General features: G+C 49.8%; 10 protein-coding genes. 6 read left to right on the top strand and 4 right to left on the bottom strand.

Translation table 11 applies throughout. From position 1 onward, the window contains the following. Nucleotides 1-31: 31 nt before the first annotated feature. Both BP95_RS0126150 and BP95_RS33645 read left to right on the top strand, forming a co-directional pair. On the top strand, nucleotides 32-874 hold the full coding sequence (locus tag BP95_RS0126150; RefSeq protein WP_021256130.1) for a PhzF family phenazine biosynthesis protein: 843 nt from the start codon (nucleotides 32-34) through the stop codon (nucleotides 872-874). A gap of 30 nt (nucleotides 875-904) precedes the next feature. Continuing rightward, on the top strand, nucleotides 905-1,048 hold the full coding sequence (locus BP95_RS33645) for a hypothetical protein (protein ID WP_175460762.1): 144 nt from the start codon (nucleotides 905-907) through the stop codon (nucleotides 1,046-1,048). Between the two features lie 62 nt (nucleotides 1,049-1,110). On the opposite strand, the gene BP95_RS0126160 is transcribed toward BP95_RS33645, so the two are convergent. From BP95_RS0126160 to BP95_RS0126170, 3 genes are all read right to left on the bottom strand, one after another. Beyond that, nucleotides 1,111-1,938: a DNA adenine methylase gene (locus BP95_RS0126160; RefSeq protein WP_021256129.1), complete on the bottom strand. Its 828-nt coding sequence runs from the start codon at nucleotides 1,936-1,938 to the stop codon at nucleotides 1,111-1,113. A 186-nt stretch (nucleotides 1,939-2,124) separates the two neighbouring features. Further along, nucleotides 2,125-3,405, bottom strand: coding sequence for a Fe-Mn family superoxide dismutase (locus tag BP95_RS0126165; protein WP_021256128.1), 1,281 nt, complete (start codon nucleotides 3,403-3,405; stop codon nucleotides 2,125-2,127). Nucleotides 3,406-3,582: 177 nt separating this feature from the next. After that, nucleotides 3,583-4,605, bottom strand: a complete 1,023-nt coding sequence (locus BP95_RS0126170) for an alpha/beta hydrolase (protein WP_021256127.1) — start codon at nucleotides 4,603-4,605, stop codon at nucleotides 3,583-3,585. 333 nt (nucleotides 4,606-4,938) lie between these two features. Between BP95_RS0126170 and BP95_RS0126175 the strand changes: the two genes are divergently transcribed. Beyond that, a complete protein-coding gene (locus BP95_RS0126175; RefSeq protein ID WP_028533615.1) occupies nucleotides 4,939-5,688 on the top strand; it encodes an IclR family transcriptional regulator in 750 nt (249 codons plus the stop codon). 233 nt (nucleotides 5,689-5,921) lie between these two features. Here BP95_RS0126175 and BP95_RS0126180 read toward each other — a convergent pair whose 3' ends face one another. Further along, on the bottom strand, nucleotides 5,922-8,252 hold the full coding sequence (locus tag BP95_RS0126180; protein WP_021256125.1) for a helix-turn-helix domain-containing protein: 2,331 nt from the start codon (nucleotides 8,250-8,252) through the stop codon (nucleotides 5,922-5,924). A gap of 450 nt (nucleotides 8,253-8,702) precedes the next feature. Between BP95_RS0126180 and BP95_RS0126185 the strand changes: the two genes are divergently transcribed. From BP95_RS0126185 to BP95_RS0126195, 3 genes are all read left to right on the top strand, one after another. Continuing rightward, complete coding sequence (locus BP95_RS0126185) at nucleotides 8,703-9,674, top strand: ABC transporter permease (RefSeq protein WP_217635864.1); 972 nt, start codon at nucleotides 8,703-8,705, stop codon at nucleotides 9,672-9,674. Nucleotides 9,675-9,695: 21 nt separating this feature from the next. Beyond that, complete coding sequence (locus BP95_RS0126190; RefSeq protein ID WP_021256123.1) at nucleotides 9,696-10,583, top strand: carbohydrate ABC transporter permease; 888 nt, start codon at nucleotides 9,696-9,698, stop codon at nucleotides 10,581-10,583. 61 nt (nucleotides 10,584-10,644) lie between these two features. After that, a complete protein-coding gene (locus BP95_RS0126195) occupies nucleotides 10,645-12,159 on the top strand; it encodes an extracellular solute-binding protein (RefSeq protein ID WP_021256122.1) in 1,515 nt (504 codons plus the stop codon). Nucleotides 12,160-12,194: the final 35 nt, after the last annotated feature.

Here is a 12,194-nt window from a genome sequence, read left to right on the forward strand (position 1 = left end):
TGTAGTAATCTTAGGCAAGGGAGGTATGGACATGAAGGTATACATCGTAGATGCTTTTACAGATGCGCCATTCCGTGGCAATCCGGCTGCGGTCTGTCTCGTTGAACAGGAATGGGATGAGACGATGATGCAGCATATCGCATCCGAAATGAATTTATCCGAGACAGCATTTGTTCATGTAGATGCAGAGTGGGAAGAGGGGGCTCAGCGCCCTCTCGGCCTACGCTGGTTCACGCCTGAGGTTGAGGTTGATCTATGCGGACACGCAACGCTGGCTACGGCTCATGTATTACGGCAATGCGGGATTGTGAGCGGGGACAGAGTCTCCTTCGAGACGAAGAGCGGCATTCTCCATGCTGCATATAAGGAAAGCGGGGGCCAATGCGAGATCACGCTGGATTTCCCAGCATCTTCGCTAATGCCCGTAGAGGATGAGGCGCTGCGAGTGCGTCTGGAGGAAGCGCTAGGCTGCTCGGTGCATGAGGTACTTAGAAGCCGAATCGAGCTAATGGCCATCGTGAATTCGGAACAGACTGTACGGTCGCTGGAGCCAAATTGGGAACAGCTTAAGGCGTGCGATGAAGAAGCGATTGGTGTGCTCGTTACAGCGAGAGCAGGGGAATCTGCCCATGACGGAATTGACTTCGTGTCACGCTGTTTCTTTCCCGCGCTCGGTGTGAATGAAGACCCGGTTACGGGATCTGCTCATTGCACGATGGGGCCATATTGGGGAGCCAAGCTCGGCAAGTTATCTCTAACTGGACGTCAATGTTCTGCAAGAGGAGGCGTTGTGAAGCTGGAGCTGCATCAGGAGCGGGTGTACTTAACCGGCACGGCTGTCACAGTTATGGATGGCAAGTTCACTTTTTCGTAGATTAGTGATTTCATTTTAGGAGGGAATAGAATGGGAGTTTGGATGGAGATGACCATTCTCATCTTGCTCGCCTGCAATCTACTGCTCCTTCTGCGCATCAACAGTAAGCTTCCGAGGCGGGATCGCGCCCAGGAAGCTTACGATCGTGCGAAGAAGAAGTATGGGATTGACTGATGCCTGCACTGCCTATAGGGTTGTACAACCAATGCCTGCATATTCACGTTTCGTCTTACATGTCAATAATTCATAATAATGACCTCGTTGATCACACCACGGCCATCACCTTTGGAATTAATGCTTCGCCTCGCTTTTACCGTATGGATTCGATATCCCTCATACAATTGATGAATATAGTCTGTCGCATGATTGGACAGCATGACATATACACCACGTTCACTAAGTTCCTTAAATACATTGGCTAGACGCTGTTGTTCCGGTCGGCCGAAGCCCCCCTTGGCATACGAAGTGAAGGCGGCAGTTGGCGTCAAGGTGTCATAGGGAGGATCAAAATAGACGAAGTCGCCGGCGCGTGCCTCCTGCACAGCCTCAGCAAAATCTCCATCCATCATTCGAATATTGGCGCGGTTCAAATAGGAGGACATACTGCGAATAGTTGTTTCTCTGATGATGTTCGGCCGCTTGTATTTCCCGAATGGAACATTGAATTGGCCGCCTGCATTGACTCGGTATAAGCCGTTATAGCATGTCCGATTCAAATAAATAAGTCTGGCGGCGCGGTCGATAGGGGATAAGGCGGCGTAGGCTTCTTGGTTCCGGTCCCATGCCCGGATTTCATAATAGTATCCTTCGTCGTTGCGATGCTGGCGAAGGGTTTCAATAAGTTGGTCTGGCTGCTGCTTTATCATTTGGTACACGTTGATGAGCTCTGGGTTGACATCGTTAATGGCCCCGTTGTCTGGCGTTAATGCTAACAATAACGCCGCTCCGCCGATGAACGGCTCGAAGTAGGCTGCTCGCGTCCAGTCTGCCGAAGGCAGAAGGGAACGGATGCTGGGAAGTAGTTGGCGTTTGCCGCCAGCCCATTTCACAATAGGTCTGAGCAATTCGCCTCACCCCTTTCGAAGTCGATAACTCATTGTTCTGGTACAAAAGGAAAGCGCGGCACAGAACCGCACGTGATCCAGCTATTTCCATTTATTATTGTATAGAACGAAAAGGGTGCGGCGCAACGGCGAATAAGCTCGAAAAATAGGAAGTAAACACCTCATTCATCGAATGATGTTGTAAGCTTAGAAGGGAGTCCATTTCAATTTGCGAGCTTGCTCGAATCGTTCGGATACAGCGGGCCAATTGATGACATTCCACCAATCGGCAATATATTTTGGCCGTTCATTTTGATGCTTCAAATAATAAGCATGTTCCCATACATCAAGCGGCAGCAGCGGGACGACATCCCATTGGGACAAGTTCTGATGTTTCTCTGCTTGCAAAATCTCCAATCTTCGGCTGCGCGGACTCCAGACGAGTATCGTCCAGCCACCACCCTCAACCTTCTCTGCTGCGTTCGAGAAATGCTTCCGGAAGGCATCGTAGCTGCCAAAGTCATGCTCAATTTGGCGCAGCAGACTGCCTGTAGGCCTGCCTCCGCCCTGCGGACTCATTACATCCCAGAAGATGGTGTGCAGATAGTGACCAGCCCCATTGAACGCAAGCTCGTTCTCCCAATATTTCACCAGATCGAACTTATTGGTGCGCCGTGCTTCTGCTAGCGCCGACTCGGCCTTGTTCAAGCCGTCCACGTAGCTCTTGTGATGCTTGTCATGATGAATGCGCATCGTCGTCTCATCGATATAAGGCTCAAGCGCATTATAAGGGTACGGAAGCGGAGGAAGCCGGTGTCCGCCAATTGGAACGAAGGATTCCCCATCTGTCTCATCATCCTGTTCCGGCTGCGCGCTGCGCGTATTGCCAATGTGAGCATGAATGCCTTGAATGGATTGTTGTGGATAGGGATACTGATGTTGCTGGGGCTGATACTGATGCTGCGGCCAATGCGAGGAAGGCTCGTTCCCCGCGGCGTGAATGCGAGCTGGTGGGGATGAGCTGCTGTTAGAACGAGTGTTATGATTGCTTCCCGGGGGGTCTACTGCTGGGTAAAAGACAGGTTTAATGGCTTTCAGAAAGTACTGGGATCGCTCCGTGATATGATCGAATACGACAGGGGCGTGCTCCGTATGCTGCACGGCTTGGCTGTTATGCTTAATGGCATCAAGCTGCTGAACGAACTGCTCGGATTGATATACAGAAGCGCGGAGCAATTCTTGAAGCTGTTGAAGCTGATCTGGCTGAAGGACATCTGGCTGCTGCAGGGCGGTGCGCAGCTGTCCCCTCGCTGCATCTTCCGTCTGTGACAGAACCTGTTCCCATTGGGCAAGCAGCTGCACGTATTCAGGCTCCAGCTGGGGCACAATTGCGCGAATGACCTCTGTATGCTTCTTCTCCTGCTGCTTCCAGTAGGCACTCTCTTCCAGTACACGCACAGGCATAAGTGGCCCGTATATGAGCTGCAATGTTCTCCCTCCTTGTGATTGAAATGGTTCTTTTTATTGTATTAGCTTCATAGGTTGACCTATGTAAAATGGCACAAAAAAACCGCAAGCGGGGGCTTGCGGTTCAACTTCGACTTATTCCATCTCGTATTCTGTGAAACTTCCTTGCCGAATTTCTCAATCGGCGTAACAGGGAAGTTAGTTCTGTGCAATGAACAAACCGCGATCAGCACGATAGGCTGCATTCAGAAATGCGGATGTCTTCGACAAGTATTCTTTGCGCTGTGTGCGATAGATAAGCTCATGCTGTGTATTAGGGACGATCCATGCCTGCGAGAGCTTATTGGACTGATGGGCGGCAATGCCTTCTGCAATTCCATATGGCGCCTTGGAGTCCGCTGTTCCATGAACGAAGAGAATCGGCATCTCATAGTTCGTTGATTTCACTTCATTGTATGGAATTTGCTGTAGGCTCGTGCCATTGACAGCAGGGAAGAAGGTACGCAGCAGATCAAGCGATGGATGCTTCGGCAGTGGAGCGTACTGCTGCAAATTATGATATAGCGTATCTGGCTCCAGCAGGAAGGTGCTGTCCAGAATCATGGCATTAATATCATGGGTAAGCAGTGCTGCTTGAAGCGCCGTTCCGGCACCCATGGAGAAGCCCCATACGACGACGTGCTCAGCACCGCGTTCCTTCGCGAGCTTGACTGCGCCTAGCAGCTGTTCCTTCTCCAGACGGCCGCCTGTTGCTTTGGTCGGATGCTGTTCGGAAGCAAATCCATAGTCGAACATGATGACATTGTAGTCGAGTCGATGTGCGAATTTGGCGAGGTCATACATCGGCACCCAATATTCTTCTCGATTGGCCCCGTAGCCATGGCTGAAGATTAAGGTGCGCTTGGAAGGCTTATCAGATGGAATGTACCATCCGTCTACCAACGTATGCCCATCGCGAGCGGGAAAGGATACCGTCTCGTACTTCATCCCTTTGGCCTCCATTGGATTGGAGAACAGCGGGGGTACTTGCGGATTGGCGAACATCCATGCGATGAATCCGTGCAGGGCAAGGAAGATGACAATCGCAGCGAAGAAGGTCGATAGGGATAGCGCAATGGCTACATGCTTCACTCGTAGTCTCCGCGCTGCCGCAGGGGCTGCTCCAGATGGGCCGAGCCATTCAGGCTGTAGTGCGGGAGATGTAATAACAGGTGTGCTCATGTAGATGACCTCCTTCGATGATGTAATGCAGAATGGTGTCGAGCCCAATAAATTCATATAGAACAAAAGTCCCGATGGGAGCTGATTCGTGTAAACGTTGTCTTCGTATCATTATCGTATGCGGGAATCCGCATAGGGTCAACGGATTTGCGCGATTTGTAAGGTGATTGTAATCGTCCCGTAACATTGCAATCTCCCTGTAAAAACATGTCGAAAGAAGGGACGTTCGTAGGATGCGGGAGAATGGTGCTAGTATCTTTACGAAAATAAGGAAGAGAGTTATACTAGTTGTAACGATGTTCCATACTATGGAACCGAAGAGGGAGATACATGGTGGAAGAACGAGGAAAGCTAACCGTACGCGCCGTAGAGCGTGCACTCGATATATTAATGTGTTTTGCCAATGAGCGAGATATCAGCTTGACGGAACTTGCAACCCGCGTTGGGCTGAATAAGAGCACTGTTCATCGTCTGATGACAACATTGGAGGATCGCGGATTCGTACTTAAAAATGGCGATAAGTATCGCCTGGGATATCGGGTATGGGAGTTGGCGGCGAATTTGACGCAGGTCGATGATCCTGCTCAGCTGCTGCAGCCGGAGATGGAACTCCTGCGCGATCAGTTGGATGAGACGGTAAGTCTATATGTGAAGGATGGCAACGACCGGATACGGATTCAGGCCGTGCAGAGCAATCAGGCGATCCGTAGAGTAGCGCCAGTGGGCGTTCGTTTGCCGTTGTTCGTGGGGGCATCCAGCAAGGTGCTGCTTGCCTTTGCTGAGACGCACGAGCTAGAGGCTGCATTGCGCGATTCACGCTGGCCGTCCTCCATTGACAAGGACAGCTATATGAAGCAGCTTGAGGAAGTGCGTCGACTCGGATATGCTGTGAGCTTGGAAGAACGCGAACTTGGAGCGGCGGCTGTATCTGTGCCGATCATGGATCGGAATCAGCGGCTGGTCGCAGCCTTGTCGGTATCGGGGCCTGTCAGCCGAATGTCGGCAGATACGCTTGTATCCTTTGCCCCGCAGATGATGGAGACTGCCCGCCGAATGGGCACGATGCTGCTGACGATGCAGTAACAGTCAGTCTGCTGTAATCGACGGTTAAGATTGTCTTTTTGCTAGATTCTGTGCATTGTAAATAATACGTCCTTCGGCCCCTCTACTGCGGTAAGCAGTGGAGGGGCCGAAGTTGTATAGACCTATGAAATGCGCCTGACAGCACCCATCAGAACGGAGATCGGAATGCCAGCCATGATCTGCAGTGATGTATAAGGTTATGCTGAAGTTATTGCTCCAATTGCGACATCCTGCTATAGGGTTTGTGAGGAATGACGCTGGCGATATTGGCCGGGAGTTATTCCTTCGAGCTTCTTGAACATACGATTGAAGTAGGGGGCCTGGTAACCGGCCGATTCAGCGATTTCATTGATCTTCATATCCGTGGTCAGTAGAAGCTGCTTGCAATAGTTCATTCTTATCGAGGTAATATAATCGACATAGTTCGTTCCTGTCATTTGCTTGAAAGCTTTGCTCAGTTGGGAGATGCTGACGCCATTACTTTTCGCATAGGTTTCGAGTGCAATCTCTTGGCCGTTGCTTTGTGCAATCTGTTCGAGCAGATTGTCTACAATCTCCTTCATAGATGCATTGAAGCTGCGAGAGAGCGAATGAATGTAAGGGTGGATCACCTTCTCTTGGAACCAGGACAAGGATGCTTGTGGATTGCGCAGCATACGAAGCTCTTCATACAGCTGGGCGCTGTCATAGACGGCATACGGATTATGGCCGGCCTGAAGCATAGCGCGATGGATGCTTCCCATTAGTCGCAACAGCGCTTGATGGACAAGCCATTCTGCCGCGTGGCTTGCTTGCAGTGCCTCTACATACTGCTCCAAGGCTTGCGTCGCTTCCTGGGCCAGACCCATATTGAGAGCGTAAATAAGCTCCTGCTCAAGCACAAGCAGAGGGGCTTCAAGCAGCGTATTCGCTCTATCCAGCACTTGATCGGCCTGAAGCAATTGGCTCGTTGCGTCGAAGGTGCGGCACCGAAGCGCACGCTGAGCCTGCTCCATGGCATGGGGAATATCCATCCACGACGAAGTTGGCCCGTTATAGACGATGGTAGCCTGGATGCGCAGAACCTCATGCAGCACGTTGATATAATGGGAGCACAGACTGTGCATCTCCTGTTGTGCTTCTGCTTGAGTATGATCCTGTGTGGGAAGTATGAGCACAAGTCCGAACGATCCATCTAAGAAATTAATCGTGTGAACATGTTCCGCTGCGGATTGGGATAGTTCTGCCACGATATTGATAGCTGCGTACGTTAATAGAACATCGTCTTTATCGGACAGCGGCTTATATTCTTCATCGGTTGGATGAAGTTGTAGAACGATCGCTGCAAATGACCTGCCTTCAATGGCGACCCCCATCGTATGAAGCCTCTCCATCATCTCCCTCTCTGTCCAGTGCGCAGCCTGTCCTGTAATGAATTGATTCATAATTGCCTCGCGCATGGACGGCACGGCCTGATTCAGCCTCCGTTCCAATGTTTCATTTGTAATTCGATAATGCTGCCACTCCCGTTCAATATAATCAAGCTCATTGTGAACATCCGTATCGGGGGAGCGCCAGCCTGTAAGCAAGTTCATCATCCGGCGTATCGGTCGATACATACGGTGGGAAGCGAACCAGCTTAACGCTAACGCAGCCAGCAGGGCAAATATCCAGCACACAATGAGGATATGTGTATAGGGTCGTGTAGGTGCCGTAATGATGGATTGAGGGGTAGCCGATAAGTAAGTCCATTTGCCGCCCATTTTCTCCAAGGTTACGGTGTTTATGAGCAATGTATCCTGATCCAAGGGAACCTTGCTGCTTCCGCTAGGTTGATTCAATGCCTCTGTATGTTGAGTCTGATGAGATTGAATAGCGGCGAATGCCTCAGGATTCTGTCTGCTTGCTACGCTTTGCCCAATAATGTGTCCTTCCTCGTCCAGCAGGTAAGCATATCGGTCTGGGTTCGCAAATACGAACAGCTTAGACGGATTGATGTAAATCACGATAGCCCCGTAGGATGCGTTTCCATTGAACGGCAGCTTCATTACGACGGCATGGGACGAGCCTCTACTGAAGGGACGCTGCAATTCATGTGTCCAGAAGATGCCCTGCTCGGCCGACATAAGCTCCTTCCAGCGAGATTCTTCTGCCTGCTCCAATGTCCGAAGACCAATCGAGGGCTGAAGTACTTTGTTCTGCTTCGCCACGTACAAATACACCTGATCAATAATCGGATCGGCATTCTCGATAAGCGTGAGCGTATCGAGCAATTGGTTCGTTTCCTCGAACTGCTGTGCGAAATCCATATCGGAAATCGTCGGCTTGAAATGCGGCTTCACGACCATATGTAGAGCGTAATTAATAAGCTGCCCAAGCTGTTTATCGATTTGTTTGGCTGCTTCAATCATCTCGCTGTCGTTCTTCTCTTGAAACTGCTTCACGAGCTGCTGGTTGCCCATATATAAATAAGCCGCACTGATGATCGTGATTGGCAGGCAGGTCAGCAGTACGGCGAGCGCGAGACTTTTCCAATAGAAGATTCCCTTGGAAGAGGGACGTAGTATATCATGCAGCTTTCCCATGAATTCCTCCTGTGTGGCAATGGATGATGAAACGGAATACTGGATAATCATTGATATTTGATATTGGAATAGAAATTGTAATTTGCTCGACTGCACGAAGCTGTTCATACAAGAACGGTAGTATGGAATGTTCTGGTATGGTGGCCGATTGTATTTATCATACTGAATGGCACAACGGAAGAAAAGGCTTACAGAAAAAAAGTACAGCCTCAGGAAATCGGAAAAATGCTGCATCGAATCTCGCAGCAGGTGATTCTTTGCGGGGCTTGCTTGTGCGTTCATCGAGCGATGAATAAGCGCGGTTATGCAGGTAGGTAAGACGCTTCAGCAAAAAAGTCAAATTGCATGAAATAATGATAGCGTTTACATTAATGAAAAAATCCTAGCAACACTGCGATACTCGCTGTCTCAATTGAACATGCAGAAGAAAGTGAGGTAGTACTGATGAGCATGGAACCATCAACATCTGCATCTGCAGCCCAGTTAGAACGGAGGACATCATCTAAACGAAGAGTGCGCACACGTGTATGGGTAGATGTGAAGAGGGATAGATACTTGTATTTGTTGGCGCTGCCAGGACTTCTCTTCTTCCTTGTCTTCAAGTATGTTCCGATTACGAATCTTGTGATCGCCTTCCAAGACTATTCGCCGTATTTCGGTGTGTTTCAAAGTCCATGGGTAGGATTCGAGCATTTCAGCCGCTTCTTTGCAAATGAAGATTTCTACATTCTGCTGCGCAACACACTCGCTATCAGTTTTCTGAATCTGTTGTTTTTCTTCCCGGCGCCGATCATTCTTTCTATCATGCTGAACGAGGTTCGGCATTCGATTGTGAAGCGAACAGTACAGTCTCTCATTTACATTCCGCACTTCTTATCGTGGGTGCTCATTTCGGGGTTGACGTTCCTCATGTTCTCGCAATCGGAAGGGTTGTTCAACAAGCTGCTGCTGTCTATGGACAAAGAGGCTTTTGATCTGCTCACGAATCCAAGTTATTTCTGGGGAATGTTGACGGCACAGTCGATCTGGAAGGAGGTCGGTTGGGGGACGATTATCTTCCTCGCTGCTATCGCAGGAATCGATCCTCAGCTGTATGAGGCTGCGGTGATGGATGGAGCAGGGCGGATGCGCCGCATTTGGCATATTACGCTGCCGGGCATGCGCAATGTGATCATCATTCTGTTTATTTTGCGGTTAGGCACTATTATGGATACCGGATTCGAGCAGATTTATCTGATGATGAATGCAGCCGTCTCCAATGTAGCGGAAGTGTTCGATACGTATGTGTACAGGGTTGGGATTAAGCAAGGGGAGTTCAGTTACAGTACAGCCATCGGATTATTCAAATCGGTAGTTGGCGTCATTCTTGTGGTGGCGGCCAATCAAATTGCTAAGCGCTTCGGACAGGACAGTTTGTATTAATTAGGGAGGAAGACAAGTGCTATGAGAGATAACAGTGTGAGAGATCGCTTATTCAATATCGGGAACATAGCCATTCTACTGCTCATCAGCTTGGCGACCGTCTTTCCCATTTACTATACAATCGTGCTGTCGTTCACGGATCCAACGGAATATTACACGAAGCCGCTTATTTTGTTCCCGGCCAAATGGTCACTGGATGCCTATGAGTACTTGCTCGCAAACGGCTTGTTTGTCAGCGCACTCGGTGTGAGCACCTTTCTGGCTACAGTGGGAACAGCATGCAGCCTCATCGTAACCGGGGGCTTGGCTTATGCGCTCTCTCGGAAGCGACTGCACTTCCGGAAGGCCATTCTGTTTCTTATTTTGTTAACCTTTCTGTTCCAGCCAGGACTTGTGCCGCAGTATTTAATTGTGCGCAATGTCGGACTTATCGATAATATCTGGTCGCTCATTATTCCGTCGCTGACCAGTGGGTGGTACGTTCTGCTTATGAAGGGATTCTTCGACAGTATTCCCGATAGTCTGGAGGAAGCGGGACGAATTGATGGGTGTAACGAGATAAGCGTATTTTGGCGCATTATATTGCCCTTGTCACTTCCAGCGCTGGTCGCATTCGGCTTGTTCTTTGCGGTAGGGTATTGGAATACCTATTTCAACGCGCTTATGTACATTAACGATCAGAGCATGTGGCCGCTGCAGGTGCTGCTGCAAAACCTGCTGGTCGATCCGGCGGCAATGGGCGGCGGGGCAGGAGGGAGCGGAGCGGATTTCCGTATGAATCGCCAGATGCCGTCCGAGACGTTGAAAATGGCAGCCGTCGTCATAGCAACTGTGCCGATTATGCTGGTGTATCCATTCTTACAGAAGCATTTCGCCAAAGGTGCGATGGTTGGCTCTGTCAAAGAATGAATAAATATAGGATGCACATGGACAGCCTGTAGCGCTCGCATATCAAAAAGGAGGGTTCAGAATGGTTCACAATTCATCACGTAAGTTGTCATCCTTGCTCAAGACAACAATGCTTATCATGCTGGCATGTTCACTGCTGCTGACTGCATGCGGCGGTGGAGGCACAGGCGATGCCTCTGGGGGAGAAGGTCCGACGAAGATTACACTGCAAACGTTGAATTATGCGCCCGACATGGTGAACAACAGCAATCCGATGTGGAAGGAACTAGAGAAGAACACGAATACACAGCTGGACATCACATGGCTGACACCAACGACGATTGAAGATAAGGTCAATGTGATGCTGGCGTCCGGTGAGATGCCGGATGTTACCTTTGTGGAGTCGCTGAACAACTCGCAGCTCCAGAAGATGATTAAGCAAGGCGTGTTCTGGGATTTGACGCCTTTCATTACGGATTATCCGAATCTAACGGAAGGCGTTAAGGCGGCGATGTGGGAAGAGACGAAGATCGAGGGCAAGAACTATGCCATTCCACGGTACTATCCAAGCTTTGGCGGCGGTGTATTCCCGATGCTGCGCAAGGATTGGCTGGATGAGCTGAATCTGCAAGTGCCAAATTCCATGGATTCGCTCTTCGACGTACTGAAGGCATTTAAGGAGAAGGCGCCCGGCGGGAAGACTGATATCGTTCCTTATGCGGCATCCCCAGACTCGCTCGGTTTTGTATATAACGTCTACAATGAAACGCAAGGCGCATGGAAGTTGAAGGATGGCAAGCTGGCGCCGATCATCACTGAAGATGCTTCCCGTGATGCGCTGCTGTGGATTAAGAAAGCCTACGATGCAGGACTGTTTCCGAAGGATTTTGCCATCTTAAAGTTCTCGCAAATTATTGATATGGTTCGCGGCGGCAAGGTAGGGGCGGTGGGGTTATCCATGAACCATGTCTGGATCCAAGGGGAAGTGCTTCGCCAGATCGATCCGAAGGCCGATCTCATTCCGGCCTCTTACCTGGCGAATCCGCAGGGGGCTAAGTATGTCCCTTCCGGTGAGTCCTATTATGGAGTTTACCTTATTCCTAAGAAGGTACCAGAGGATAAGGTGAAGAAGATTCTGGCGCTGTTCGATTATGGCAATAGCCCAGAGGGCAATATTCTGGAGTACTACGGCTTGAAAGATGTGCATTACAAGGAAGAGAACGGCAAGCGGATTGCTACTGAGCAGGCGAAGAAAGATCTGACGGGAGACGGCAACATGTCGAGCTTGTTCCACTTGATTAGCGACGATATGGCTATTGCTGCAGTGGGGATGCCAGATGAATTGTATGAACGCAACGTGAAAATTGTAAACGAGCGCAAGGAGCATGTTGTACCAGATCCAGGACGCGGCATTTATTCGGAAGCCTATAATCGGTTCTACCCGGAAATTAAAAAGAAGGTAGAGGATATGCGGACGAAGGTGATCATTGGGAAAGAGACGATTGAGGCTTATGATCAGTTTATTGCGACCTTGAAGCAGGATAAAGAGCTGCAAATGATTACAGATGAAATGAATAAGGCTTACCAAGCAAAATAATGAGAGGCCAAGGAACGCTGCTGCTTACGAGCGTT

This window comes from Paenibacillus sp. UNC217MF (assembly GCF_000686865.1).
GTDB classification, from domain to species: Bacteria; Bacillota; Bacilli; order Paenibacillales; family Paenibacillaceae; genus Paenibacillus_B; species Paenibacillus_B suaedae.